Source organism: Thermobispora bispora DSM 43833 (assembly GCF_000092645.1).
Taxonomy (GTDB): Bacteria; Actinomycetota; Actinomycetes; order Streptosporangiales; family Streptosporangiaceae; genus Thermobispora; species Thermobispora bispora.
Genome location: NC_014165.1, coordinates 127,506 through 152,083, shown reverse-complemented (window position 1 = coordinate 152,083; position 24,578 = coordinate 127,506). Strand labels below are relative to the sequence as shown.

Here is a 24,578-nt window from a genome sequence, read left to right as displayed (position 1 = left end):
CGTTCGGGACCGCCGCTCGCCGCGCGACGACATCCTCCGGTGACCGCGACTTCCCCTGCGGGTCCCACCACCCGACCCGCGCGGTACGAAAGGGAGCCTCCCATGTCGTCCGTTCTGTTGGCGCTCTTGCCGGCGCTCGCCGGCGCGGCGATCGCATATCTCGTGGCGCGGAGCCGTACCGCCGCCGAGCGCGCGGACCTCAGGGTCGCGCAGGAGCGGTACCGCCAGGCCCGCGCGGAAGCGGACGGCCTGCGCTCGGAACGTGACAAGGCCCACGAGCGCGTCTCCGGCCTGGAGCGGGAGCACTCCAAGGCGCAGACCGAGCTCAAGACCCTGACCGGGCAGGTCACCCGTCTGCAGGCCGCCCTGGAGGCCGGCCAGGAGAGGCTGCAGCGCGCCGAGGCCGAGGCCGAACGGCTGAAGGCGTCTCTCGAAACGGAGCGGCAGCGGCTGGACGAGCGCGACCGCCTGCTCCAGGAGGCCGAGAAGAAGATCGCCGCCCTGGCGGCCAGGGAGGACAAGGCGCGCGAAGAGGTCCAGGAGCTCCGGGAGCAGCTCAGCGAGCTGACCGCCCAGAAGCAGGGGCTGCAGGAGCAGGCCGCCCGGCTGGAGGCCGCCCGGAAGGAGCTGGATCGGATCCGGGAGCGCAATAACAAGCTGCTGGAGGAGACGCTCCGCGCCACCGCGGCCGACATGCTGCAAAAGTCCCGGACGGAGCTGGTCGCCGAGGCGGAGGAGCGGCTCGCCGCGGTCAGCAAGCCGGTCAAGGAGCAGCTCGCGCTGCTGGACCGGCAGCTCCAGGAGTTCAGCACCAGCCGCGCGGCGGCGGAGGCCAAGCTCGATCAGCAGCTCGCCACCCTGGCCGAAGAGGGCGCGCGGACCCGGGAGGAGACCCGCAAGCTGGTCGAGGCGCTGAAGAAGCCGCAGGTCCGCGGCCGGTGGGGCGAGATGCAGCTCAAGCGCGCCGTCGAGCTGGCCGGGCTCGTCGAGCACTGCGACTTCGACTCCCAGGTCCACCTCGCGGACGACGACAACGCGCAGCGGCCCGACCTGGTGATCCACCTGTCCAACGGCCGGCATGTGGTCGTCGACGCGAAGGTCCCGATGACCGCGTTCATCGCGGCGATCGAAGCGAGCGACGATGCCGAGGCGGACAAGCACTGGGCGGATCACGCCCGGCAGCTCCGGCAGCACGTCGACGATCTCGCGAGCAAGGAGTACCACCGGCGGGTGGGCGCCTCGCCGGAGTTCGTGGTGCTGTTCGTGCCGAGCGACGCCTTCCTGGTGCCGGCCCTGGAGCACGACCCGGCCCTGCAGGAGTACGCCGCCACCAAGCGGGTCATGATCGTGACGCCGACCATCCTGATCGCCATGCTGCGCACGATCGCCTACGCCTGGACCCAGGCCGCGCTGGAGGAGAACCTCAAGCAGGTCTACGACATCGGGCGCGAGCTCTATGAGCGGCTGTCCAAGCTGGGCGAGCACTTCGAGCGGCTCGGCAAGGCGCTCAACCAGTCGGTCAAGGCGTACAACGACACGGTGGGCTCCCTGGAGCGGCGCGTCCTGGTCACCGCGCGCAAGTTCCACTCGCTGAAGCTCACCGAGACGCAGCTCAAGCGGCTGGACCCCATCGAGCAGGCGCCCCGGCCGCTCGGTGCTCCCGAGCTGACCGGACCGGCGGCCGATGAGGCGAGCGGTGTGACCCCTGCTCCGGCCGGCGGCCCGGAGACCATCGGCTGATCCGCGTCACCGGCTCACCGCCGCCGCACCGGAGCCGCGGGTCGTACGGCGAACGCGGCGGCGACCCGGGAGCGGGGCCCCGAATGTACGGGAGGCGGTGTCCCGGAGGTAAGCGAGCGGGCGCGGTCCCGGCATCCGCCGCGCCGCACCTCAGGCCCCGCTGCCCCGGACCGCGGGTCCGGCTCCCGGCGGCAAGACCTACGCGCACGCCGACCCAATCCGGCTTGGCGGCGCCGCCGGGCGCACCCCGCTCAGGCCGCCTCGGTCACCGTGGTGACGCCCGCCGTGGGGGAGGTACGGCGCGGGAGCGTGGCCAGCGCCACCACGCCCGCCAAGAGGTAGATCACCGAGACGAGCGCGGCTCGGGTGGGGTTGCCGCCCTCGGTGGCGAAGACCGGGACCGTGTTGAACGCCAGGTTCGCGGTGGCGTGCATCAGCATCATGGCCGCCACGCTGCCGCCGGTCCCGATGAAGATCCGCACGAAGATCATGGTCGCCCCGATGAGCTGGAGGAGGAACATCGGGAACACCTGGTCGTTCTGCGCGGTCCCCGGCATGAAGAACATCGGCAGGTGCCACAGGGCCCACAGCGAGCCGTGCACCACGCTCGCCTTGACCGGCCCCCACTGGCCCAACGCCCGGGTCAGGGCGTAACCGCGCCAGCCGAGATCCTCACCGACCGCGGCCATCCAGAAGGTGGCGAGCGTCCACGTGGTCGGCGCGACCAGCCAGGCGGCGGGAGCCGTACCGGACGTCAGGGACTCCACGGCGACGGCGGCGAGCGGCACGGCGAACGGCACGAGCAGCACCACCAGGTACCAGCGGGCCGCGAACCGGACACGGACCGCCATGCCGAGGAGGCGGCGCAGCTCCCCGCGCCCGCCGCGGACCGCGGCGAGCAGGCACGCGGTCAGGGTGGGGGCCATGATCGCGGTCAGGCCGAGCAGGCTCTGCAGGTCGAGGTCGATGCTGAGGCGGCCGTGGGCGTCCAGCACCAGCGGGATGTAGCACACCCAGGTGACGGCGGTGGCCAGCACGTAGAACCAGATCAGCCCGCGGAGGTCGGCGCGGTGGGCGGCGGTCGTCATCGCTCCCCTCGTTTTATTTCGAACGTCCGTCTTAAAACGGTACGATAGCACCATGCCGCGAGTGGTGGATCATCGGGCCCGCCGTGCCGAGATCGTCTCGGCCGTCCTCGACCTCATCGCCAGGGAGGGCGCGGAGGCGGTGACGGTGCGCAAGGCCGCAGCCGCCGCGGGCGTGTCCGTGGGGGCGCTCGCGCACTACTTCGCCGACAAGGACGAGCTGCTGACCGCCGCGTTCACCGAGGTCGTCGCCAGGAGCGCGTTCCGGCTCCGCGAGCTTCCGCCCTACCCCGACACGGCGGAGCTGCTCTTCCAGGCGCTCCTCGCCTCACTGCCGCTCAACGACGCCCGGCACACCGAGGCCCGGGTCTGGCTCGCCTTCCTCGACCGGGCCCTGGCCCGCGAGGACTCCACCGCCCTGCTCCGCGCGGTCTACGACGAGTGGCGGAAGGCCATCGCCGAGATCATCACCAAGGGGCAGAAGGAAGGACGGTTCCGCGCCGACCTCGACCCCTTGGCGACCGCCGGTTCGCTCATCGCCCACGTGGACGGGCTCACCCTGCAGGCGGTCTTCGACCCGGCCGCGTTCGACCACGACACCCTGCGCCGGCTCGTCCACGCCCAGGTGCGATCCCTGCTCGCGGACTGAGCACCCGCACGGCCGGCCGTACGGCCAGGCGGCGTGCGGTACGGCGACGCGGCGTGCGGTACGGCCGGCCGGCGGGGGGCGGATGGCGAGGCGGCGGGCCGTACGGCGAAGCGGTGAGGCCCCGGCGCTTGACCTTGACACGGGCGTCAAGGTCTTACCGTCCGGCCATGCTGAAGGAGCTGACCATGCAGATCGGGGAGCTGGCCCGGCGCGCCGGGGTCAGCACCAGAGCGCTGCGCTACTACGAGCAGGTGGGCCTGCTCGCCCCTGCCCGTGCCGCAAACGGCTACCGGGAGTACGACGAGCTCGACCTGATCCACGCCCGGAACATCCGGGACCTGCTCGCCATCGGCCTCACCACCGAGGACATCCGCGGCTACCTGGAGAAGGGCTGCCTCGACCGGCCGCTCGAGGAGACCCCGCGCTGCGCCGCGGAGCTGACCACGGTGGAGGCCCGGCTGCGCAGCCTCGACGAGCGCATCAGCCGGCTGCAGCGGCTGCGGGACCGGCTGGCCCGGCACGGCGAGGAGATCCGGCGGGCGATCGAGAACGGCGAGGCCGTCCGATGACGGCGGTCGGGACCCGGTCCGCGGCCGGCGGCGCCGCGTCGCTGCTCCGGGTGCTCCCGCTGGCCGGGGCGTCGTTCGCCGCGGGCACCGGCGACATGGTGATCGCCGGGATCCTGCCCGCCCTCGCCGCAGGCCTGCGGGTGAGCGAGGCGGCCGCGGGGCAGCTGGTCACCGCGTACGCCGTCGCCTACGGGTGCGGCACCGTGCTGGTCGCCGCGCTGACCGGCGGGATGCCGCGCCGCCGGGTGCTGACCTGGGGCCTGGCCGCGTTCACCGTGGTCAACGCGGCCGCGGCGGTGGTCTCGTCGTTCGGGGTGCTGCTGGTGCTGCGGGTCCTTGCCGGGCTGGCGGCCGCGGCGTGCACCCCGGCGGCGGTGGCGATCGCCGCGGAGGTCGCGCCGGAGGAGCGGCGTGGCCGGTACCTGGCCTTGGTCACCGGCGGGCTCACCGTGGCGCTCGTCGCCGGCGTCCCGGCCGGCACCTGGCTCGGCGGGGAGTACGGGTGGCGGTCGACGATGGTGTTCGTCGCCCTGCTCGGCGCGGTGTCCCTGGCCGGGGCCGCCGGGGTGCCCTTCGTGCCGGCGCCGCCCTCGCTCGGTCTGCGGCGCCGCCTCGCCCCGCTGGCCGTACCGGCGGTGGCGCGGCTGCTCGCCGCCACGGTGGTGAGCGGGATCGGCGGCATGATGATGCTCACCTATCTCTTTCCGGTGCTCCGCGAGGCCGGCGGTGTCGGCCACCAGCAGATGACCGCGTTGTTCACCCTGTACGGCGTGGCCGGCACGGCCGCCGCCTGGCTCGGCGGGCGCGGGGCCGACCGGTGGGGGCCCTACCGGACGCTGGTGGCGGCGCTGGCCGGTTACGGGGTGACGTTGTGGGCCGCCGCGGCGCTGACGATGGCCGGGGGCGTGCCATCGGCGGTGCTCGGCGTGGTGGTCGTGCTGCTCGCGCTCGCCGCCTGGGCGATCAACCCGCCGCTGCAGTCGATGATGTACGGCTTCGCCCGCGGCGCCGCCGCCGAGGCGATGGCGCTCGCCACTGCCGCGTTGTTCACGGGCGCTTCCTTGGGTGGGGCGATGGGCGGGATTCTCCTCGATGGATGGGGACCCGCGGCCATCCCGCTGGCCGGTGGTGTGCTCCTGCTCGCGGCCGTGCCGCTGATCCCCCGCCGGGCGTCGTCCTGACCGCCTTTCCGTGTGTGACACGGAGGGCTTCCAGGCCGCGGACGGCTCCGACCTCTCTGTGGGTCCCTATTGACCGGAGACCTGCAAAGGCGGAGCAGTGCCCGGATCGCCTGCGACGCGCGATCGGCTTCGTGTGGACGGAGGCAAGCTGCAGCCCAGGCGGGGTACGCCGTCGCGCTTCGCGGCCAACCGACCGCACGACAGCCGTGCTTCGTGGGGGAGACCGGAAAACCAAAAAGCCCACTCCGTGATTGGAGTGGGCCATTGAGCTGCGCGGCCGAGAGGACTCGAACCCCTAACCTTCTGATCCGTAGCAGGATCACTAATGTCCACAGACGTCTACGGCTGACATAAACGCCTGCTCAAAAGAGGTGACCGGCCTCGGAGGTTCCACAGCTGTCCGTGGTCGTCCAGGGTTGTTGTTAGCACCTGCGTTAGCAAGATCAACAGATGGAGAGGCTCGGTTGGGCCGCCGGTTATCGTCGTCATCGGAGGATCTTCATTGCCTCAAGTACCCCTTGTTATCCGGTGTCCGAGTGGACCGTGGCCAATGCCCGTATCCCCGTCGACCGTATTGAGGCGACCATGACCAGGTAGATTCCTATCGAGTAAAGTGTCGTCGCCGCGCTCAGCCGCTTGGTTGTCGTGCATGCGCGTAGGCGCTGGTCGGGAAGGCGGGAGCACATGCCCACCAGACGATGGGCCGCCCTGGCGGTCACCGTGCTGATCACGTCCATGATCACGGTGAATCCCGCCACCGCGCAGGCGGACGCTCCCCGCCCGGTGCGCGCGGTCAAGCGGCTGCTCCGAGCCAAGCACGGCGTCCGGGTCGTGGAGACCACCCGCTATTTCCTGGACGAGTGGTCGAAGACCTTCGGGAACGGGGTCAGGATCCGCGGGGTGCTCCAGCTCGGCCCGTCCGGCCCGGTGGCCGTGCGGTTCACCTGGTGGGACCTGCCTCGGAAGGCCGATTCCACCGCCGCGAAGCCGGACGCCCATCGGGTGATCCGCCTCGGCAAGGACGTGTACGTCGGCCGCGACCAGTACCCCGGACCGGTGCCGGCCGGCAAGAAGTGGATCCGGTTCCCGAAGAACCACCTGGGCGCCATGAACCGCGACATGGCCCAGGACGCCGGGCTGCAGCCGATCAACGTGTACGACCCGTCCATGCTGACGGCCGTGCTGAAGCGCTCGACGAGCACGCGGGTCTCCGGCGGGTTCCTCTATCGGGGCACGATGAGCTACCGGGAGCTGAGCAAGATCTCCAAGAACGCCATCGTCTCCTGGACCACGGGCCGGCCCATCGGGAAGAAGAGCAAGGGGACCATCGCGTGGCGGCTGTGGACCGACCGCACCGGCCTGCCCACCCGTTTGATCACCACGGACACCGCGGGGGAAGGCAAGAAGGCACTGGTCAAGCGCAGCGACACGCGCTACACCGGCTGGGGATTCCACCTCGTCGTCACCGCTCCGCCCGCCGACGAGGTCATCGACGAGGCTGATCTGCTGGCGTACGTCCGCCGGCAGAACGAACCGATTCCACCGGACGACAAGAACACCTGAAGCCGAGTTGCGTTCGCGGCCACGAGCGCCGGTTTCCCGGTTCTCCAGGTGGTCGGTGCCGGCAATGCCGGCATGACCGGTGCGCCGGTGGATGCTCGCGAACGGCGTGGCGGTGGCCGTGCTGGCGGCAGAACCTGGGGCGACACGCTTCAGGGGAGCTCAGCAGCGCCTGAGCCTGGGACCGGTCCTATAGCCGGTCGGCGCCTTGCGTAGTAGCGCTGCGCTAAGGGCCGTACCTGTCGCGGTCGTTCGCCTGCTCGCCCTCAGCCCGTGGCCCTTCGGCCTCGCGAGCGTTCGTGTCAGGCGATTGCTGTACTTCACCGCTGTACGAAGATCAAAAGGCCCACTCCATGATCGGAATGGGCCTTTGAGCTGGCGCGGCCGAGAGGACTCGACCCCCAGGGCCGCATGCCTAGCCGCCGGACGGGCGTAGGGCAACACCAGGCGGCGCGCAGCGCCGCCCTTGTTAGCAACGGTGTTAGCAAAAGATCCGGATGATCTAGGAAGCACAAAGGCCCGCTTCCAGGTTTCCCCTGGTCACGGGCCTTTCCGTAGATGCGCGGCCGAGAGGACTCGAACCCCTAACCTTCTGATCCGTAGTCAGATGCTCTATCCATTGAGCTACGGCCGCCGGTGATTCACGACAGTGGTAACTGTACCAGACCCTGGACACCGGCTTGTGCCACGTTTTGCCCACTGCGCGCCGCGGAGCCTCGGCGGTGTCCACGCCCCGGTGACATGGGCGATGAGCCGGAGCAGCGCGCGGGCCGCCGCCGGCGGACGCACACCCCCAACGCGGCGCTCATCGGCGTCGTCCCACCCCGGCCACCCTCATACGCGCCGGCCGCTGGACCCGGTGCCGGGATGGGAAGCCGGTACGGCTGCCGCGCTCAGGTCTGCGGGACGAGCAGCGACAGGGTCTCGGCGACACAGGCGGGCTTCTCGTCGCCCTCGACGAACAGGGTGACCTTGAGGGCGGTGAGGGTGCCGTTCTGGGTGTCCTTCACGTCGAGGATCTCCGCACCCGCCCGCACCCGGGAGCCCACCGGCACCGGCCTCGGGAAGCGGACCCTGTTCAGCCCGTAGTTGATCCCCATGCGCAGGCCCTCGACCCGGTAGATCTCCTTGACGAGCGAGGGCAGCAGCGAGAGCGACAGGTAGCCGTGGGCGATCGTGCCGCCGAAGGGGCCCTCCTTGGCCCGTTCGACGTCGACGTGGATCCACTGGTGGTCGTCGGTCGCGTCGGCGAACAGGTTCACCTGTTCTTGGGTGATCTGCCGCCAGTCGCTGTACCCGAGGTGCTCTCCCTTGGCCGCCTTCATCTCGTCGAGGCTCTTGAAGATCCGCATGACCAGAACATAATTCGGATACCCCGGCCGCGCCAGCCCGCCGAGCGCGCCGCCCAGGCTCCTGCCGGCACCCGGCTCCTTCTCACCGGCCCGGCCCGAACGGCGGCCACCGCGATCCGCCCGCGGCCGACCGCACCCGGCCGCCCCGGTCCCGGCACGCCCCGGCGGCGCCGCACGGCTCAGCCTCGCCGTACGGCTCAGCCCTGAAGAGCGTCCCCGGCGACGGAGAGCACGTCCCGCACCTCGGGCAGGTCCCGGTAGGGCTGCAGACGGCGGAGGACCACCCGGGCACGTTCGGCGGTCCGCGCGCTCGCCACCCCGGCGGAGACCTCGAGCATCCGCCGGGCGGTGCGCGCCGCCTCCTCCGGTTCGTTGGCGTCCACGAGGGCGACGGCCAGCCAGGAGAGGTAGAGCCCGAGCTCACGGGCGTGCGTGGAGTCGTACCGGTCGAGCACCTCGGTCAGCAGCGGCACGGCACGCAGCGGCCTGCGGAGCTCGGTGTACACCCGGGCCTCCATGATCTGCAGCTCCGCGGGGTTCACCCAATAGAGGTAGGCGGGCGTCTCGCCGCCGTCGTCGCCGGCGAGCGCGTCCCCGGCCTCGCCCAGGGCGCGCATGGCCGCTTGCGCGTTCCCGGTCCGGGCGTGCGCCCAGGCCAGCCGGTCCCAGGCCAGGGCCCGGGCGCGGGCGGGCGAGCGCCGGTCGAGCACTCGCACCGCGCTCCGGGTCAGCTCGGTGCCCTCGCGCAGGCGGCCGCGGTTGACCTCCTGATAGCCCAGCGAGCCGAGCAGGTGGGACTCCAGCGTGCGGTCGCCGGCCTGGCGCGCGGCGCTGATGCCGAGCCGGTAGGTCCGCGCCGCCGTGTCATGCCGACCGGCGTCGCTGGCGACCCAGCCGGCGATCTGGGCGCACTCGCCGATGACGGTGAGCAGCGCGCGGCCCGTACGCGCATCGTGGCTGCCCTCCCGGTACAGCCGCACGATGCCGCCGAGCTCCCGGAACACCGGGCCGATCAGGTCACCCCCGCCGAGCACGTCATCGGAGCGGCGCAGGCCGTGCACGCGGGCGGCGAGGTGGGCCACGATCCCCGGGCCGATCCGCCGCCCGGCCTGGAGCACGCCCACGGGGTCGCCCTCGGGGAGCAGGCCGTCGAGCACCTCGCCCGGGGCCGGCCGGTACGGCTGCCACGATCCGGCGAACAATTCCTCCTCACCGAGGCCGAGCACGCGCGCCAGCAGCATCGGGTAGGGGTCCCGCGGCCGGCAGCGGCCCGCCTCCCAGTTCCGGATCGAGCGGATGAGCGATGCGCGTTCGGGCATGGGGACGCCGAGCCTCGCGGCCACCTCGGCGAGCCGCTTGGCCAGCTCCTTCTGGGACCAGCCCCGGTTACGCCGCTCGCGCCGGATCCGGTCCGCCCATGCGGGAAGGTCTTCCATGGCCGACGGTCGAGGTCGAAGGGCACCTTCCCCGAGTTTCCCTCTGCGCCCTCTGCCGCGGGCGGTCATCGGGCGGATTTCATGGGGCCGCATGCGCAGGCGAGCGCGTGTGCGCACGACGACAGGCATCCGATCGGGAGGTCAGACGCGTGACTCACGATGAGGCCGCGGCGGTGGCACCCGGTTGGCGGATCTGGCGGTCCGATGCCGGCCGATGGTGGGCCACCCGGATCCGGCCGTTCACCGCGGCCGCCGAGGCCGCCGGTGCCGCGCGCACCGTGGATGGCGATGACCTCGCCGAGCTGTGCCGGGCCATCGCCGAGCAGGAGCGCCTGGCCGCCCTCGCTCAGCGACCGTGAACTCCGCCGCGCACGCCCGGTGCGCCGGCTCGAGCGTCCCGCTGAGGCGTGCCGCGGCATCGGCCATGCGCGCCCAGCGGCTTGGGATCGGCGGCACACGGATGGCTCAGCGGCGCCGCGCCCGCCGCCCTTGACCCTGGCGAGGCCCCATGCTGAGCATGCGACCGGCGACCGGCCGGAGATCGAAGCACTCATCCGCGCCCGCGCCGAGTGGATGCGCGACCGATCCATGCCGGACTGGGACAACGCGCACGCCAAGGCCGCGGCGCTCGCCGGCCAGGCCGGCGGCACGGCCCCCGTTCGGGTCGCGGTCGACGAAGGCACCGGCTGTATCGCCGGGGTGGTGAGCGGCTACGACCACACCCCGGAACCGCTCTGGCCGGAGGAGGCCGAACGCAACGAGCCGTCGCTGTTCCTGGCCACCGCGTTCACGCACCCCTGCTACTACGGGCAGCGGATCGGCCGGCTCATGGCGTGGTGGGCGCTCGACCACACCCACCGGCTCGGCCGGCTATGGGTACGGCGCGGCACCGGCCCGTACCCCCGCCTGGTCGACTACTACACCCGCGAGCCGGGGTGGGCCCTCGTCAAGAAAGATCGAGCACCGGGGGATGACGGCCTACGGGTTCCAGCGCCGGGCCGAGCCGCAGCCGCACCTGCCGGAGCTCGCATGCGGCTCGGCGTGCACAGTAGGCCGATGCCGCATACGGATCGAACGTGGCCGCCAGGCGGTGATCGCCCGCCGGACGGTGAATCCAACGTGGCTGCCGGGCGGTGATCGGCTGCTGGGCGAGACATCCGGCCGGGTGTGGCATGAGCCTCAGGATGGCCCGTCAATGTCCCGGCGGATCCCCGGAAACCGGAAACGCCCTCTCCTGACGATCGAGGAGAGGGCGTTTCGCCCGAGCGGAGGCTCCGGGATTTGAACCCGGGAGGGGCGAATTAGCCCCAACCGCATTAGCAGTGCGGCGCCATAGACCGGACTAGGCGAAGCCTCCTGGAGTTTGCTCAGCACAGCGTACCGGCGATCGTGCAACGCGGCAAAGCGGAGCCCCGGTATGGCGCACCACCCGGGCAGCCGAGCCGTACGTCCGGCCCGGACGCGGTGGCCGAGCGCTGGAAAACAGGATAAGGCGTGCGATCGGAGATCTTGAACGGTTCATGACGGGGCCGGGCTCCCGGCCCCGTCAAGTTGATCATACACAGCCATCGTCCACAGGCTGTGGACAACGGCTGTGCGTCGGCTGTGGATTCAGTGGATACTCACTCGGCGCGGACGGCCTCGCCCTCGATCTCGATGGTGACCTTCTTGCCGACCAGTACGCCACCGGTCTCGAGCGCCTGGTTCCAGGTGAGGCCGAAGTCCTCGCGGTCGATCTCGGTCTTGGCCGAGAAGCCGAAGATGTGCTTGCCCCACGGGTTGGTGGCGGCGCCGCCGAACTCGACGTCGAGGGTGACCTCCTTGGTCACGTCCCGGATGGTGAGGTCACCGACGACCTTGAACTCGTTGCCGGAGTGCTCGGCGATCCGCTTGCTCCGGAAGGTGATCTCCGGGAACTTGTCGGCCGAGAGGAAGTCGTCGCTCCTGAGGTGAGCGTCGCGGTCGGCGACCCCGGTGTCGATGCTCGCGGCCTTGATGACGGCCTCGACGCTGGACTCGAGCGGGTTCTCGGCGATGACGATCTTGCCCTCGAACTCGCCGAAGTGCCCGCGGACCTTGCTCACCATCATGTGCCTGACGACGAAGCCGACCCGGGTGTGGGCCTGATCGAGCACGAAGTCGCCGGCCGTGGGGATCTGGAGACCTTCCCACTCCCGAACGCTCATAGCCACCCTCCGAATGTGCTGGCGGGGAATTCTTCTCGTACAACTTTCTACCGAAGAAATATTCCCCATGTCAAATATCTGCGCGTACACTGAGAGCATGGATCTGTTCGACGACCCTCGGCTCACCGCGATGGGCCTCTTCGCGGAGGTGTACGCGGGACTGTCGGCCAAGACCACCCGGACCTTCGCCGAGGCCGGGCTGTCCGAGGTCGACTTCGAGACCTTGATCCGGCTCGCGCGCTCCCCCGAGCGCAGGCTGCGGATGAGCGACCTCGCGGCTCAGACGTCCATGTCCACCAGCGGGATCACCCGGGTGGTCGACCGGCTGGAGCGCGAGGGCCTCGTCGAGCGGCGCGCCTGCCCGAACGACCGCCGCTCCCTCTACGCGGTGCTCACCGACGCGGGCAGGAAGCGCCTGGAACAGGTGCTGCCGCAGCACCTCGCGGACATCGAGACCTGGTTCACCGGCCTGCTCACCCCTGAGCAGCTCACCCAGTTCCTGGAGGCCCTGCGGACGATCCGCGACGTGGTACGGCCCAACGCCACAGCCGGGGTGGCGCCCCGGCACGGCCGGTGACCGGATAGCGAACCACGGCCACACCAGGACCGGGGCCGCACCAGGACCGCGGACCGGGGGCGGACCTTGGATCCGCGCGGCGACCACCCCTGGGCGTCACTCGCGAGCGCAGCGGCCTGAGCAAGACGGGGCGTTCCCGGCCTCGAGACGGTTCGTCCGCCGCATGGCGGCCTGCGGGCTAAGCCTTCGGGCTAAGAGAGAGCCGGGCGGCCGGCGAGCGGCCCGCCATCGTCACGATGCTCCCGCCGGCACCGCGGCCGGCTCGCCGCATGGCCGGGGAGAGCAGTCGCCGCCTGCCCAAGGAGAGCCCTCGCTGCGCGCACTCGGGCAGAGCGAGCGCTCACAGCGCGTGCTTCCAGGAAGAGCGCTCGCAGCGCGTACTCGGACAGGGAGCTCACAGCGCGTCCTCAACGAAGAGCGCTCGCGGCGCGTACTCAACACGGCGCGTACCCAGGGAAGCACTCGCGGCCCCAGGCGCTCACGCCCCGCCCGCAGCGCCCCTGCCCTCATGGCAACTCTCCGGAAATGTCACGGCGCGTGGCGAGATGGGGGCAATGCGCAAGATCGGTGGCGAATGATCGGATTTTCTGCTGAACTGCCAAGGTCACCAAACCCGATCGACACACGAGCTCATGGAGCGACCTGTGAGTCCACTCTCCCGCGCACTCACCATGGTCGCAGCCGCCGCAGCGCTCGCCGTTCCCGCCGTGTGGGCATCCCCGGCGGCGGCTGCCAGTAGGCCCAAGAACGTGCCCAAGAACTCGATCGAGGTGACGGTCAAGAAGGTCGTCGACGCGAACGCGATCGACGTCGTGACGGCGAAGGGCCGGACCGTGCGGATCGGCCTGCTCGAGGCCGAGTCCCCCGTTCGAGGGCAATGCTGGAACGAGGAGGCGCTCAAGCGCCTGAAGGAGCTGCTTCCGGACGGGAAGCGCGCCTACCTGCGCACCGTGAAGCCGCTGCCGTTCGACGACGGCCGCTACCTCGTCTACGTCTGGTCGCGGTCCGGCGACTTCGTCAACCGCGACCTGGTCGCCAAGGGGTACGCGCAGGCGTCGCCGTTCGGCCGGAAGTACGCGTACACGGAGTCGATCCTCCGTGCGCAGTCGAAGGCGCAGGACACCCGCCTGGGGATCTGGTCGGAGGCGTGCGGTGAGGCCGCCCAGCGTCCCCTGGTGGTCGACCTGCACGTGCCGCAGGACTCCGCCTCGGTACGGCAGGGTGGCGGCACGCTCGTGATGCCGGAGATCCGCGGCACCGACCGGCCGCGCTCGCCGGAGCGGTACATCCGCGGCGCGAACCCGTTCGAGCCGGCCCAGCCGCAGCCCGGCGCCCCGGCCGCCTCGGCCACGCAGCCGTCCGGCTCCGGCGTCGACCCGCGGTTCCGCACCTGCGCCGAGGCGATCCGGTACGGCTACGGCGACTACCGGCGGGGCATCGACCCCGAGTACGACTGGTACCGGGACGCGGACGGCGACGGGGTCGCCTGCGAGCGGTGACGTCCCGGCCGCCGGTCGCCCAGCGGCATGCCGCGCGGAACGGCCGGCTCAGGCCGTTCCGCGCGCGCCCGGCCGATCGGTCAGCCCGGCGGCCCCACCCGTGACCCCGGGCACGGCGCCCCGCCCGCCCGGCCACGGGCGGGCGTCTCACCGAAAGACCGTGTCGGGGACGCCCCGCCGGAGACTCCGCCCAGCCGCGGCCGGCCCGCTCATGACCTGAGCACTCACCCCCGGTGACCACTCCGCCCCGCCGCGGCCGGCCGCTCCGGCGAGCCTGCCACGCCCCCGCGGGACCCAGGCGTACGGCCCACGGCCTGCGCCGTATATGTTCCTAATTGAGAGATTTCCGGTCGGCCGAGACGAGGAGATCGTCACGAAGCTTCGCCATCCCCCGGGACACCGAGCTCTTCACCGTGCCGACGCTGATCCCCAGGGCCCTGGCGATCTCCATCTCGCTCATGTCCTCGTAGTACCGCAGCACGATCGCGGTGCGCTGCCGGGCCGGAAGCCGGTCGAGCGCCTGCTCGAGCTCGTCGTATCGATTCCTGGCCTCGGGCTGGATCGGCACGTCCGGGAGCCGCTCGGCGGGGAATTCCTCCAGCTTGCGCCGGCGCCACCACGAGATGTTGATGTTCACCATCGCGCGCCGCACATATCCGTCGAGCGAGGCGCGATCCTTGATCTTTTCCCACGCGAGGTACGTCTTGGCGAGAGCGGCTTGGAGCAGGTCCTCGGCGTCGGACGGATTTCCGGTGATCTGGTTGGCGACACGCAGCAGGGCCGCTCCGCGGGATTGCACGTACGCGCGGAACTCCTCATGGTTCACGACCATTCGATCACCAGCCTGGCCTGCAGGGCGTCTCGTGCCAGAATGGCAGGCTCACTCCGCAATCCGGCTGAACCGAAATGCAGATTTCCTGCTGACAACGGCAAAGACCCGGCCAGGTCGGTGGCATGGTCTTTATCCCGGCCCTCTGGCCTACCGGGATTAACTACCGCAAAGTAGGAGAGAAGCCATTCATCTTGGAGGAGGATTTTTGCCCCCGCACCGCCCACCGGCACGGAAATCACACCGCGCCGCCGCTTACGGCATGTGAGGCTGGAAACGTGGGAAACGCGACTCCGTACCGAGCCGTCGACCGCCGGCGGATGCTGGCCGCCGCCGCGCTGGGCCGCGAGGTGGCGCCGCTGGAACCCGCCCCCGGTGACGTCGCGCCGTACGGCACGGTGCGCGGCTCGATCATCGACGTCAGCCCGCATCTGATCGTGGTGGAGGACGACGCCGGGGAGGAGCACCGGCTGGTGATCGCCCCCTGGGCCACCGCGTGGCGCGGGGCGCCGATCGCCCCCGCCGAGCTGCCGCTGCGGGCGAACGTCATCATCCGGGCGCTGCACGGCGGCACGGTGGCCGACCGGGTCTGGGCGGACATCACCCGGATCACCGGGACCATCCGCAGCGTCTCGGGGAACCGGGACCTCACCATCGAGCTCGACTGCGGCCCGCACCGGCGCCCCCGGTCGGTCGTCGTCCCCTACCGGGCCACCGGCCGGATCCGGGTCCGCCACCCCCAGCTCGAGCCGGGCTACCTCTTCGACGCGATCGGGATGATCGACGAGGGGACCACGCTCGCCCTCCTCCCGGCCACGTCACAGCCCCCGTACCGGGCGAACGCCGTGCCGCCGCCCCCGCCCGCGTACCGTGGAGTACAGCCCACCATCTCGGGCACCGCGGTCTGGGGGGACTTCGAGGAGTACGGCGTGGCCTACCCGATGCTGGAGCCCGGCGACGCCGGGTGCGAGGACGCCGGGGTCTCCTGCACCGGCCTGCCGTACCTCTCCCTCGGCTCCGTGCTGCACGTGCTGAACGAGTGCGACCGCCGGGGGAACCGGCTGCCGATCGTCGCCTGCGGGTGCGTGGCCGGGCGCTTCTGCGATCGGTGCCTGGAGTGCGGCACCTCCGAGCGGGGCCGGATCGTCGAGCTCTCCACCACCGCCTACGTCGAGCTCGGTGGTGAGCTGACCAAGGGCTGCTTCAACGTCCGAGTGGGATTGGGGTAGGTCGTGCTTCAGTTCGCTGCCGCAGCCGCCCTGCCGATCGTGGTGGCGATGCTGGTCCTGGGGGGCGTGGCCAAGCTCGCCGCCGGCGACTCCGCGCCGGGCGCCCTCGCCCGCCTCGGGCCCGCCGTGCTCGTGCCGGAGCGGTTCGCCCGGCCCGCGATGATCTGCTGCGCGGCCGGGGAGTTCGCGCTCGCCGCCGCCCTGGTCTTCGCCGACCACCCCGCCGCGCGCTGGCTGCCCGTGGTCTTCTTCTCCATCGCCACGTACGTGCTGTGGGACCTGCGCAAGCGGCGGCCCGACGCGGGGTGCGGCTGCTTCGGGGACGTCAGCGTGGCCCCGGTCGGGCTGCGCTCGATCGCCCGGTCCGCGGTGCTCACCGCGATGGCGGTCCTGGTGGCGCTGGAGCGGGTCACCGGGGCGGACCTGCCGGCCCTCTGGTCGGGCACGGTGGCGGCGTGGATCGCGGGTTACGCGGCGCTGCTGCTCCTGCTCTCCCCCGAGGTGGAGGAACTGATCGACCGGGTGCGCTACCGGGCGCCCTGCGAGCAGCGGCGCATCCCGCCCGGCCGGGCGCTCTCCCGGCTCAAGGCGAGCGCGGCGTGGCGGGCGCACCGGCCCATGCTCGCCGCGGAGGAGCCGAGCGACATGTGGCGCGAGCTGTGCTGGCGCTTCTTCACCTTCCCCGCCAAGGACGGCTCCGAGGTGGTGTTCGCCGTCTACCTGAGCGGCCGGCGCCCGGCGGTGAAGGCCGCCGTGGTCCCGCCGGACGGCGCGCCCGCGATCGCGGACGACAGCCGCGTGCCGATCTCCCGGTGACGCGTGCCGATCCCCGTGAACGGCTCAGGTCTCCGCCGGCGGCCGTCACCCGGCCGGTGGCCCCGCCGCCGGGCTCGCGTCCGGTCAGCGTTCCCGCCATCGGCCTGAATCCGGAGATTCACCACCGGCCCGGTCCGCCCGAACCCGCGCCGGCGGTCCGGTCACCGGTTCGCATCCCGCCGGAGATCCGGCCACCGGCTCGCATCCCGTCAGCGATCCGGCGCCGGCCGGAAGCCGGAGATCCCACCACCCGCCCGGTCCCGTGGTGGCGGCTTGAGCCCGCCGGCGGCCGCGTGGCACCGGGAGTCCGAGGAGGAGAAGGCCATCGAGTTCGGCTTCTCCGGCCATGGCCTCCTCGACCCGACCGCCGACGACCACCGCAACGGCCGCTTGGCGGACGAGGCCGCTCGAGGCCGGCCATGGCTCGCCCGTCGGAAGGTGCATGACTGGCATGTCCAAGGCAGGGAGCATCCTCAAGACCGCCGTGCTCCGGCTGCTCGCACTCGCCGTCGTCGCCGCGATCGGTTACGGCGGCTACCTCTTCTTCGGCCCTGTGCCCAGAGCCAGTGACGAGCCGCCGGACAGCACCCACGATCTGGAGACGCTCTGCTGGTACCAGCGGAGGTACTACCCCACCGTCGACGCCTACCAGGGACCGGCCCCGCACCCCATCCAGATCTTCGAGGAATCCGATTCGCAGGTCAGTGATCCCGGCTGGTCACCGGCCCGGGTCCGTCAATCGCTGCCTAAGCACTGGAACCGGAAACACGACGACCCGACGAGCGTGCAGCTTGTCGCCTGTGTGGAGATCGCCGACGAGGGGCCGCGGATCGGTGAGTGCCGGTTCAGGGGACGGCCCATCCCCATGTATCAGGGCAGGTACCGCGCCACCCTCTACGAGGTGAGGACCGGCGAGAAGGTCGCCGAGGTGGACGACATCCTCGGGAGGAAGGACTTCGAGGAGAGCATGTGCCCGGCGATGCACGTGTGGCGGGAGGACAAGGAGCCGCGGCTGCTGTCGACCCCGGACGCCGCGGAGTACCAGCGGGTGTTCGGTCGCTACGTCGACGGATGACGCGGCGGGCCGCAGGGCCGGACGTTCCTCGGCCGTGACGGGCTCGCACGCGAGCCGACCACACGGCGCCACCACCGCGATCACGGCCGAGGTGACCCGGCCGGCCGCCGGGACCCGTCAGCGGCCACCGCCAGCCGAGCCGTACGGCCCGGCCATGGATGGCGTTCTCTACGGCTCTCTAGCCCTGCCCCTAGAGAGCAGTAGAGAACCCGATGGCCCGTCCGCCGGGCCGTGCTCCCCGGATCGGTCCGCTACACCGGCTGGGCGCGGAGGAACCGCCCGAAGTGCGGGACGGTGAAGCCGACCAGCCCGCGCTCGGCGCTGTAGATCAGCCCTTTCTTGATCAGGCTGTCCCGGGCCGGGGAGAGGCTGGACGGCTTGCGGCCGAGCACCTCGGCCACGGCGGCGGTCGGCACCGGGTCGTCGCCGAGCCGCGCCATGGCCCGCATGTAGTCGCGCTCGGCCGGGGTGGCCCGCTCGTACCGGCTGCCGAAGAACCCCACGGCGAGCTCCTCCTCCGCCTCCGGGGCCGCCACCGCGACGTCGTCCGCGGTGATCGGGCTCTTCGGGGCGTAGTCCCAGACGACCTTCCCGTACGCCTGGACGAAGTACGGGTAGCCGTCGGCCGCCTCGTAGAGCGCGTCGAGCGCGCCGGGCGTGAACTCGACGCCCTCCCGGGCGGCCGGGGCGATGAGCGCCTGGTCCGCGGCCTCCCGGTCGAGCCGGTCGATCCGCGTGTAGCGGAACAGCCGTTCCGAGTAGCTCTTGCTCGCCGAGAGCACGGTGGGCAGGTGCGGCAGGCCCGCGCCCACCACGATCAGCGGCCCGCCGCTCTGCGACAGCTCATGGCAGGCGGCGCAGAGCGCCGAGATGTCCGGCGGCCGCACGTCCTGCATCTCGTCGATGAAGAGCGCGATGCCGACGCCGAGGTCGGCGGCGACGCTCGCCGCGTCGACGAACAGCTCGGTGAGGTCGATCACCAAGTCCCCGGAGTCGGCCCGGCCGCGCGCGGCCGGCACGTCGATCGCGGGCGTCCAGTTCGCGGCGCCCTTGCCGGGGTCGCGCAGCGCGAACGCCTTGAGCACGCTGAGGACGTGCTCGATGCGCTCGGGCGCGCGGTGCCGGGGTGCGAGCTCCCGGATGGCCATGTGCAGCGCGGCGGCGACCGGCCGCCGGATCGACTGGTCGGGCCGGGCCTCGATCTTCCCGGTCCCCCACAGCCGCTGCATCGCCATGGACTTGAACGTGTTGAGCAGCACGGTCTTGCCGACCCCGCGGAGCCCGGTGAGCACCATGCTCCGCTCCGGCCGGCCGCGGGCCACGCGCTCCAGCACGATCTCGAACTGCCGCAGCTCTCTATCGCGCCCGGCGAGCTCGGGCGGCCGCTGGCCCGCGCCGGGCGCGTAGGGATTGCGCACCGGGTCCATGGTCTCGGACCTTATTGCGGGATATAGCGCCCGTCGTAGATTTCCGTAGAAAACCCGAGCGCGTGTCGCGGGACACCGGAACCGCGCCACCGGGTTCGCGAACCGCGCCACCGGGTTCGCGCTTTTCTTTCAGACGGCCGCCCGCCGAATAGTGATCTTCAGCTCCGGAACATGATCATTTCCGAGGCCACCGGGCGGGGCGGCGCGCATTCTGGCCGTTCTGGCCATTACGTTTGACCAGCTTTCTGCACTTGGCACTCCCGCGCCCGGCCGCGACCATGCCGTCAAAGGGCATATAGCAGACCTGGTTCGTCACCGAATGATCGGCAACACGCCGTTTTCCGCCCCTGGAGCAGGAGGCAGATGTCATTCGCCAGTGATCCCCTCGCCATGGCACCGCAGTCCATTCCCGCGGACGGGCTCCCCGCTCCCGCGGACCGGCTCACCACGAAGCAGCCCGGCCTCGTGATCGGCGGCGGCCTGAGGCGCACGGTGCGCGCACTCCTGACCTGGGCGCGGCACCTGTGGGCCCGGTACCGCTGGCCGCCCCTGGTCGAGGGACCGCGCCGGCGCCGGACGGAGTCCCGCTGGCGGTACGCCCGGGAGCTGGACGGCCGGCTGCAGTCGTGGGAGATCGTCATCACCCCCGGGCTCCTGGCCCGCGAGATCTGGACCGCCGGCCAGGTCGTGCTCGCCCACACCACCCTCCGCCTGACCCCCGCGTCGGTCGCGCCCTGGCTCGCCGAGCGCCACGCCCAGCTCCACGCGGCCGGGTGGCGCATCGACAGCATCAGCGGCGGCCCGGACGGCCGGTGACCATGCCACGGCCCGGTCTCCCGATCAGGCCACCCTCCACCGGACGGCCCACGACCACGCCCACGGCCCGGCGTCCTGACCCGCCCTGGTAAACGCCCGATGAGCACGCCTGCGGCCCGGTGCGCCGATGAGACCGTGCCACCGGCGGACGGCCGGTGACCACGCCCGGGGCGCCGGTACGCTGCGCCTATGGGGGAGAGAAGAAAACGCAGGTCAGCGGCGGTCTTGGGGGTCGCCATCGCGGGCCTCGCCGCCTGCGGCGGCGGGGGTGGGACCGCCGGGCCGGCCGGCTCGCCCGCGGCGGGCGCCGCCTCGGCCACGCCGGTGGCCTCACCCACCGCCACGGCCACGGCAGAGCGGCAGGCCACGCCGGCGCCGGAGCCCACGTTCTCGGCGACGATCACCAAGGTGACCCGGGCGGACCTGCCGTACTCGTGGCGGCCGGGCTGCCCGGTCCGGCCGGGCGAGCTGCGGAAGATCACCATGACCCATTGGGGCTTCGACGGGAAGGTCCACACCGGGGAGCTCGTGGTGCACGAGTCGGTGGCCGAGGACGTGGTCTCGGTCTTCCGCACCCTGTTCGGTTACCGCTTCCCGATCCGCCGGATGGAGCCGATCGACGTCTACAAGGGCAGCGACTACGACTCGATCGAGGCCGACAACACGTCGGCGTTCAACTGCCGGCCGGCCACCGGGTCGACCCGCTGGTCGGAGCACGCGTACGGCCGGGCCATCGACCTCAACCCGCGGGAGAACCCGTACGTGTACGCCGACGGCTCCAACGCGCACCGCAACGCGGACGCCTACGTGAAGCGGCCGCTGCACAAGCCCGGCGTGATCAACGCGGGTGACCGGGTGGTGCGGGCCTTCGAGTCGATCGGCTGGGGCTGGGGCGGCTACTGGTCCGGCGCCAAGGACTACCAGCACTTCTCCAAGAGCGGGAGGTAGACCGGGCGAACGCCCGGCCGGCGACGCCTTGGCCCGTCCCGGCCGCCGGCCGCCTGGCCGATGTCGGCGGGCGTGGCGCCGAGCTCCTTCAGGCGCGCGACCAGCTCCGCCTGGTGCTGGACGAGGTCCGCCGGGTGCACGCGGAGGCCGTCGGCTTCGGGGACGCGCTCCGCGGTGAGCAGCTCTTCGGTCCTCCGGTGAGCGTGCCGGAGGACGCCTCCGAGCAGGACAAGCTGATCGCCTTCCTCGGCCGTACGCCGTGACCCCGGCCGGCGACGGGGACTCCCACCGGCCGGCGGGAACGGCCTCCACGCGGCGGGTGAACTCGGCGGCCAGCCGGCGGTAACGCTCGGAAACCTGAGAGACACCTTGGGTCATGACCCCAGCATGGCCCCTCACCCGCACCCGTGTCGTGTACGGATCGGACATCCGCATCGGCGAGGTCGACGGCTGCGCGCGCTGGAGAAGATGTCACGCGCATCGCCGACGCTGCGGTTCGGCGCCGCACCGCGTGCGCCCGGCGCCCTGGTGCCGCTCGGACATCCCGGCGCTCACGTCCGGATCCGGTGTCCGCCCGGTGCCACGACGGCACCCGGTGGGCGATCGTGACCGGAGAGACGCGCGCGCCCCGGTCGTACCCGACAGCATTTCGGCGGCCGTCCCCCGGTGTCACGACGGTGCCTTGGACGGCGGTCGTGCCCGGAGGCGCGCGCGGCCCGGTCACACCCAACAGCACCCGGGAGCGCGGGCCGGCTGCTCGGCCACCGGTTCAGCCGCTCACCAAGGCGAGCGGCCTGCCCGCCGAGCGGGCCGAGGAGATCCTCCGGGAAACCTGGTCGTAGGGGCCGCCGGTGAGGCGGCCGGCGCGCGCCTCCGCCACCAGCGCCCGCGGGCTGATCCCGGCGATGGCCCGGCAATCCCGGGACAGGTGCGGCTGGTCGGTGTAGCCGGCCGCGGCGGCGAGCGTGGCCAGACCCGTGACGTCGCCGGCGGTCCGGGCGAGCTCCAGGAACCCTTGCAAGCGCAGGATGCGGCGCAGCGTCGCCGCGCCGTAGCCGAAGGCGGTGAGGCAGCGCCGGTGCAGCTGACGCTCCCCGAGCCCGACCGCGTCCGCCAGGGCGGTGATACTCGTCCCGATGTCGCGGGTGAGCATCCGCACGACCGCCGCCGGGACCGCATCCGCCACCGGGGCCTCGGCCACCCACCGCCGGACGTGGTCCTCCATCACCCGGAGCCGTGCCGCCTCGTCCGCCGCGTACCCGACCTGCTCGGCGAGCAGGCGGTGGGCGCGCGAGCCGAGCACGTCCTCCAGCGCGACCCGCCGGTCGCGCAGCTCATGGGCGGCGATCTTGAAAACTGCGCTCGCCCGTCCCGGCCGGAACCGCACCCCGACCGCCTGGGTTCCGGGCGGGAGGCGGAACGACCACGCCGACGTCTCCGGGCCGCACACCCAGACGGTGCCGTTGTCGATCCACAGCACGTCGACACAGCCGTCGGGAACGAGCCGGTGACGCCCTTCGGTCCGGACGGTCCACGCGGTCACCAGGTCGCGGGACAGGTCCGGGGCCACCGGTGCGGCCACGTACCACGCCATACGGGTCACGCTAACCGGCCCCGGTGACAGTTTCCGGAGGCGAGTCGCTCGGCGCCGGTCACCAGCTCGGGTAGACCAGGCCGTACCACAAAAGGCGGCGTCATCGCCACCATCCCGGTCGGCACGGATCCCCTCGAATGTGGCCGTCACCCCTGGGGGCACTCGCGCCTACGTCACAAACCTCCTCTCCAGCACCGTGTCGGTGATCGATGCCGCCACCAACACCGTGCAAGCCACCCTGGGCGTGGGTAGCGTCCCGGTCGAGGTGGCCATCGCCGACGTTCCGGAGCACCCGCGGCAACGCCGGCGGGCGCTGGGACACCCGTCAAGAACGAGCACAATTCATCACTCGCATACCGGCAACACGGCCCCTGGCCCATACCGGCCAGGGGCCTTTCCCTTTCCCACCGCCCATGCCCGCCCGTGCGGATACGCCAGGCCGTACCGCCATAGCGGACACATTCTCCAATGGACGGTTTTCAGCAGAGTTGTCTGAGCCGTCGGAATTGTGATCAACAATCGCCCAAAGCTATCGGCCGGATGAGCCAAGTCGGTGTGCCGGAACCGAATCCCGCCGCCGTGCCCGCGTACAACGAGATCGTCATCTCGATGGGAGGTCTCATGCTCACGCGTTGGTTCACGACCGCGGCGGAGAATCGCCGCGAAATATCCCACGTGCAGGTAGGGGTACGGCGGTCCCGGCTGCGCTCGGTCATCATGGCGGCGGCGCTCGCCACCGGCCTCACCGGGCTCGCGTCCCTGCCCACCACGGCCACGGCCGAGGAGATCCGCCAGCCGCGCCAGGTCGCCTACGTCACCAACAACGCGGACAACACCGTCTCCGCGATCGATGTCGCCAGCAACACCACCATCGCCACCATCCCGGTCGGCGCCGCGCCCGACGGGGTGGCGGCCTCTCCCGGTGGCACCCGGGTGTTCGTGGCCAACAACGCTGACAACACGGTCTCGGTGATCAACACCGCCACCAACGGCGTCATCGCGATCATCCCGGTCGGCGCCGGGCCCACCGGTGTGGCGGTCACCCCCGGCGGCACCCGCGCCTACGTGGCCAACTCCGGCGCCGGCACCGTCTCGGTCATCGACACCGCCACCAACGGCGTCATCGCCACCATCCCCGTCGGCACCGCACCGACGGACGTGGCCGTCACCCCCGACGGGACCCGCGCCTACGTCACCAACAACGGCTCCAACACCGTGTCGGTGATCAACACGGCGACCAACACCGTCATCGCCACCATCCCCGTCGGCGTCGCGCCCACCGGCGTGGGCGTGAGCCCGGGCGGCACCCGCGTCCTCGTCACCAACGAGACCGACGGCACGGTCTCCGTGATCAACACCGCCACCAACACCGTCATCGCCACCATCCCCGTCGGCACCACGCCGTCGGACGTGGCGTTCAGCCCCAACGGCGCCCGTGCCTACGTCACCAACTCCGGCGACGGCACGGTCTCGGTGATCAACACCGCGGGCGCCAGCCTCATCACCACCGTCACGGTCGGCACCACGCCCATCGGCGTGGCGGTCAGCCTCGGCGGCACCCGCGCCTACGTGGCCAACTCCGGCGACGGCACGGTCTCCGTGATCGACACCGCGACCAACACCGTGGAGGCCACCCTCACCGTGGGGGCCACTCCCACCGAGGTGGCCATCGCCAACGTTCCGTGACCCTCCGCTCATCGCGATGAGCGCTGAGCGACGTCCACCGGAACGGGCGTACGCACACCGCTGAAAAGGCCCCTGCCCCTTGCCGGCCAGGGGCCTTTCCCTTTCCCACCGCCGATTCCCGCCAACGCGAATCAACCAGGCCGTACCACCAATCGCGGATTCATTCTTAAACAGACGGTTTTCAGCGGAGTTGTCCGAGCCGCCGGAACTGTGATCAACAATCGCTCAAAGCTATCGGCCGGATGAGCCAAGTCGGTGTGCCGAAATCGAAGTCCGCCGCCATGTCCTCGTACAACGAGACCGTCATCTCGATGGGAGGTCTCC

Annotated in this window: 24 protein-coding genes and 2 tRNA genes; 17 read left to right on the top strand and 9 right to left on the bottom strand. The window is 71.6% G+C overall.

Annotated elements, in window-relative coordinates:
- Positions 1–102 precede the first annotated feature (102 nt).
- Positions 103–1,740: a DNA recombination protein RmuC gene (locus tag TBIS_RS00675; RefSeq protein ID WP_013130398.1), complete on the top strand. Its 1,638-nt coding sequence runs from the start codon at positions 103–105 to the stop codon at positions 1,738–1,740.
- A gap of 251 nt (positions 1,741–1,991) precedes the next feature.
- Here TBIS_RS00675 and TBIS_RS00670 read toward each other — a convergent pair whose 3' ends face one another.
- The gene (locus TBIS_RS00670) at positions 1,992–2,828 is read right to left on the bottom strand and encodes a CPBP family intramembrane glutamic endopeptidase (protein WP_013130397.1); all 837 of its coding nucleotides are present in this window, start codon (positions 2,826–2,828) and stop codon (positions 1,992–1,994) included.
- A gap of 52 nt (positions 2,829–2,880) precedes the next feature.
- Here TBIS_RS00670 and TBIS_RS00665 point away from each other — a divergent pair, with 52 nt between their 5' ends.
- The 4 genes from TBIS_RS00665 (at position 2,881) to TBIS_RS00650 (ending at position 6,787) form a co-directional block, all read left to right on the top strand.
- Complete coding sequence (locus TBIS_RS00665) at positions 2,881–3,474, top strand: TetR/AcrR family transcriptional regulator (RefSeq protein WP_013130396.1); 594 nt, start codon at positions 2,881–2,883, stop codon at positions 3,472–3,474.
- Positions 3,475–3,641: 167 nt separating this feature from the next.
- The gene (locus TBIS_RS00660; RefSeq protein ID WP_241019802.1) at positions 3,642–4,043 is read left to right on the top strand and encodes a MerR family transcriptional regulator; all 402 of its coding nucleotides are present in this window, start codon (positions 3,642–3,644) and stop codon (positions 4,041–4,043) included.
- Complete coding sequence (locus tag TBIS_RS00655) at positions 4,040–5,224, top strand: MFS transporter (protein ID WP_013130394.1); 1,185 nt, start codon at positions 4,040–4,042, stop codon at positions 5,222–5,224. Before TBIS_RS00660 ends, TBIS_RS00655 begins: the two co-directional genes overlap by 4 nt.
- A gap of 684 nt (positions 5,225–5,908) precedes the next feature.
- Complete coding sequence (locus TBIS_RS00650) at positions 5,909–6,787, top strand: hypothetical protein (protein WP_013130393.1); 879 nt, start codon at positions 5,909–5,911, stop codon at positions 6,785–6,787.
- A gap of 558 nt (positions 6,788–7,345) precedes the next feature.
- Here TBIS_RS00650 and TBIS_RS00645 read toward each other — a convergent pair.
- The 3 genes from TBIS_RS00645 to TBIS_RS00635 form a co-directional block, all read right to left on the bottom strand.
- Positions 7,346–7,418 (bottom strand) — tRNA-Arg (locus tag TBIS_RS00645).
- Between the two features lie 259 nt (positions 7,419–7,677).
- On the bottom strand, positions 7,678–8,136 hold the full coding sequence (locus TBIS_RS00640) for a MaoC family dehydratase (protein WP_013130392.1): 459 nt from the start codon (positions 8,134–8,136) through the stop codon (positions 7,678–7,680).
- A gap of 197 nt (positions 8,137–8,333) precedes the next feature.
- Complete coding sequence (locus TBIS_RS00635; protein WP_013130391.1) at positions 8,334–9,572, bottom strand: NsdA family TPR-like regulatory protein; 1,239 nt, start codon at positions 9,570–9,572, stop codon at positions 8,334–8,336.
- Between the two features lie 149 nt (positions 9,573–9,721).
- Between TBIS_RS00635 and TBIS_RS00630 the strand changes: the two genes are divergently transcribed.
- Positions 9,722–9,931 carry a hypothetical protein gene (locus TBIS_RS00630; protein ID WP_013130390.1) on the top strand — a complete coding sequence of 70 codons (210 nt, stop codon included), beginning with the start codon at positions 9,722–9,724 and terminating at the stop codon, positions 9,929–9,931.
- Between the two features lie 19 nt (positions 9,932–9,950).
- Positions 9,951–10,709 carry a hypothetical protein gene (locus TBIS_RS17980; protein ID WP_204251898.1) on the top strand — a complete coding sequence of 253 codons (759 nt, stop codon included), beginning with the start codon at positions 9,951–9,953 and terminating at the stop codon, positions 10,707–10,709.
- A gap of 129 nt (positions 10,710–10,838) precedes the next feature.
- On the opposite strand, the gene TBIS_RS00620 is transcribed toward TBIS_RS17980, so the two are convergent.
- Together TBIS_RS00620 and TBIS_RS00615 are read right to left on the bottom strand one after the other, a co-directional pair.
- Positions 10,839–10,929, bottom strand: a tRNA-Ser gene (locus TBIS_RS00620).
- Between the two features lie 265 nt (positions 10,930–11,194).
- On the bottom strand, positions 11,195–11,758 hold the full coding sequence (locus TBIS_RS00615) for a YceI family protein (protein ID WP_013130388.1): 564 nt from the start codon (positions 11,756–11,758) through the stop codon (positions 11,195–11,197).
- 97 nt (positions 11,759–11,855) lie between these two features.
- On the opposite strand from TBIS_RS00615, the gene TBIS_RS00610 reads away from it, so the two are divergent.
- The gene (locus tag TBIS_RS00610) at positions 11,856–12,335 is read left to right on the top strand and encodes a MarR family winged helix-turn-helix transcriptional regulator (protein ID WP_041431033.1); all 480 of its coding nucleotides are present in this window, start codon (positions 11,856–11,858) and stop codon (positions 12,333–12,335) included.
- A 749-nt stretch (positions 12,336–13,084) separates the two neighbouring features.
- Complete coding sequence (locus TBIS_RS00605) at positions 13,085–13,834, top strand: thermonuclease family protein (RefSeq protein ID WP_041431031.1); 750 nt, start codon at positions 13,085–13,087, stop codon at positions 13,832–13,834.
- A gap of 331 nt (positions 13,835–14,165) precedes the next feature.
- Here the strand turns inward: TBIS_RS00605 and TBIS_RS00600 are convergent, their stop codons facing one another.
- Positions 14,166–14,666: a SigE family RNA polymerase sigma factor gene (locus TBIS_RS00600; protein ID WP_013130385.1), complete on the bottom strand. Its 501-nt coding sequence runs from the start codon at positions 14,664–14,666 to the stop codon at positions 14,166–14,168.
- Between the two features lie 275 nt (positions 14,667–14,941).
- Here TBIS_RS00600 and TBIS_RS00595 point away from each other — a divergent pair, with 275 nt between their 5' ends.
- From TBIS_RS00595 to TBIS_RS00585, 3 genes are all read left to right on the top strand, one after another.
- Positions 14,942–15,892 carry a hypothetical protein gene (locus tag TBIS_RS00595; RefSeq protein ID WP_241019801.1) on the top strand — a complete coding sequence of 317 codons (951 nt, stop codon included), beginning with the start codon at positions 14,942–14,944 and terminating at the stop codon, positions 15,890–15,892.
- Positions 15,893–15,895: 3 nt separating this feature from the next.
- A complete protein-coding gene (locus TBIS_RS00590) occupies positions 15,896–16,708 on the top strand; it encodes a MauE/DoxX family redox-associated membrane protein (RefSeq protein ID WP_013130383.1) in 813 nt (270 codons plus the stop codon).
- A gap of 451 nt (positions 16,709–17,159) precedes the next feature.
- Entirely contained in the window at positions 17,160–17,783 is a 624-nt protein-coding gene (locus TBIS_RS00585; protein WP_041431026.1) for a hypothetical protein, read from the top strand.
- A 251-nt stretch (positions 17,784–18,034) separates the two neighbouring features.
- Here TBIS_RS00585 and TBIS_RS00580 read toward each other — a convergent pair whose 3' ends face one another.
- Complete coding sequence (locus TBIS_RS00580) at positions 18,035–19,210, bottom strand: ATP-binding protein (RefSeq protein ID WP_013130381.1); 1,176 nt, start codon at positions 19,208–19,210, stop codon at positions 18,035–18,037.
- Between the two features lie 363 nt (positions 19,211–19,573).
- On the opposite strand from TBIS_RS00580, the gene TBIS_RS00575 reads away from it, so the two are divergent.
- The 3 genes from TBIS_RS00575 to TBIS_RS19245 all read left to right on the top strand — a co-directional run bounded on the left by TBIS_RS00575 (position 19,574) and on the right by TBIS_RS19245 (position 21,237).
- Positions 19,574–20,026 (top strand): hypothetical protein, encoded by a 453-nt coding sequence (locus TBIS_RS00575; protein WP_013130380.1) that lies wholly within the window; start codon positions 19,574–19,576, stop codon positions 20,024–20,026.
- A 189-nt stretch (positions 20,027–20,215) separates the two neighbouring features.
- The gene (locus TBIS_RS00570) at positions 20,216–20,974 is read left to right on the top strand and encodes a M15 family metallopeptidase (protein ID WP_013130379.1); all 759 of its coding nucleotides are present in this window, start codon (positions 20,216–20,218) and stop codon (positions 20,972–20,974) included.
- A gap of 113 nt (positions 20,975–21,087) precedes the next feature.
- A complete protein-coding gene (locus tag TBIS_RS19245; protein WP_158306162.1) occupies positions 21,088–21,237 on the top strand; it encodes a hypothetical protein in 150 nt (49 codons plus the stop codon).
- A gap of 506 nt (positions 21,238–21,743) precedes the next feature.
- On the opposite strand, the gene TBIS_RS00565 is transcribed toward TBIS_RS19245, so the two are convergent.
- On the bottom strand, positions 21,744–22,568 hold the full coding sequence (locus tag TBIS_RS00565) for a DUF6597 domain-containing transcriptional factor (protein ID WP_013130378.1): 825 nt from the start codon (positions 22,566–22,568) through the stop codon (positions 21,744–21,746).
- Between the two features lie 139 nt (positions 22,569–22,707).
- Here TBIS_RS00565 and TBIS_RS20180 point away from each other — a divergent pair, with 139 nt between their 5' ends.
- Together TBIS_RS20180 and TBIS_RS00560 are read left to right on the top strand one after the other, a co-directional pair.
- On the top strand, positions 22,708–23,064 hold the full coding sequence (locus TBIS_RS20180; RefSeq protein WP_148231417.1) for a hypothetical protein: 357 nt from the start codon (positions 22,708–22,710) through the stop codon (positions 23,062–23,064).
- Between the two features lie 125 nt (positions 23,065–23,189).
- Complete coding sequence (locus tag TBIS_RS00560; protein WP_013130377.1) at positions 23,190–24,254, top strand: beta-propeller fold lactonase family protein; 1,065 nt, start codon at positions 23,190–23,192, stop codon at positions 24,252–24,254.
- Positions 24,255–24,578: the final 324 nt, after the last annotated feature.

What these genes read in the sequence shown, in the direction of transcription:
- TBIS_RS00675 (WP_013130398.1), top strand. Translation starts at nt 103, where the DNA reads ATGTCGTCCGTTCTGTTGGCGCTCTTGCCGGCGCTCGCCGGCGCGGCG.
- TBIS_RS00670 (WP_013130397.1), bottom strand. Translation starts at nt 2,828, where the DNA reads ATGACGACCGCCGCCCACCGCGCCGACCTCCGCGGGCTGATCTGGTTC.
- TBIS_RS00665 (WP_013130396.1), top strand. Translation starts at nt 2,881, where the DNA reads ATGCCGCGAGTGGTGGATCATCGGGCCCGCCGTGCCGAGATCGTCTCG.
- TBIS_RS00660 (WP_241019802.1), top strand. Translation starts at nt 3,642, where the DNA reads ATGCTGAAGGAGCTGACCATGCAGATCGGGGAGCTGGCCCGGCGCGCC.
- TBIS_RS00655 (WP_013130394.1), top strand. Translation starts at nt 4,040, where the DNA reads ATGACGGCGGTCGGGACCCGGTCCGCGGCCGGCGGCGCCGCGTCGCTG.
- TBIS_RS00650 (WP_013130393.1), top strand. Translation starts at nt 5,909, where the DNA reads ATGCCCACCAGACGATGGGCCGCCCTGGCGGTCACCGTGCTGATCACG.
- TBIS_RS00640 (WP_013130392.1), bottom strand. Translation starts at nt 8,136, where the DNA reads ATGCGGATCTTCAAGAGCCTCGACGAGATGAAGGCGGCCAAGGGAGAG.
- TBIS_RS00635 (WP_013130391.1), bottom strand. Translation starts at nt 9,572, where the DNA reads ATGGAAGACCTTCCCGCATGGGCGGACCGGATCCGGCGCGAGCGGCGT.
- TBIS_RS00615 (WP_013130388.1), bottom strand. Translation starts at nt 11,758, where the DNA reads ATGAGCGTTCGGGAGTGGGAAGGTCTCCAGATCCCCACGGCCGGCGAC.
- TBIS_RS00610 (WP_041431033.1), top strand. Translation starts at nt 11,856, where the DNA reads ATGGATCTGTTCGACGACCCTCGGCTCACCGCGATGGGCCTCTTCGCG.
- TBIS_RS00600 (WP_013130385.1), bottom strand. Translation starts at nt 14,666, where the DNA reads ATGGTCGTGAACCATGAGGAGTTCCGCGCGTACGTGCAATCCCGCGGA.
- TBIS_RS00585 (WP_041431026.1), top strand. Translation starts at nt 17,160, where the DNA reads ATGTCCAAGGCAGGGAGCATCCTCAAGACCGCCGTGCTCCGGCTGCTC.
- TBIS_RS00580 (WP_013130381.1), bottom strand. Translation starts at nt 19,210, where the DNA reads ATGGACCCGGTGCGCAATCCCTACGCGCCCGGCGCGGGCCAGCGGCCG.
- TBIS_RS00575 (WP_013130380.1), top strand. Translation starts at nt 19,574, where the DNA reads ATGTCATTCGCCAGTGATCCCCTCGCCATGGCACCGCAGTCCATTCCC.
- TBIS_RS00570 (WP_013130379.1), top strand. Translation starts at nt 20,216, where the DNA reads ATGGGGGAGAGAAGAAAACGCAGGTCAGCGGCGGTCTTGGGGGTCGCC.
- TBIS_RS00565 (WP_013130378.1), bottom strand. Translation starts at nt 22,568, where the DNA reads ATGGCGTGGTACGTGGCCGCACCGGTGGCCCCGGACCTGTCCCGCGAC.
- TBIS_RS00560 (WP_013130377.1), top strand. Translation starts at nt 23,190, where the DNA reads ATGCTCACGCGTTGGTTCACGACCGCGGCGGAGAATCGCCGCGAAATA.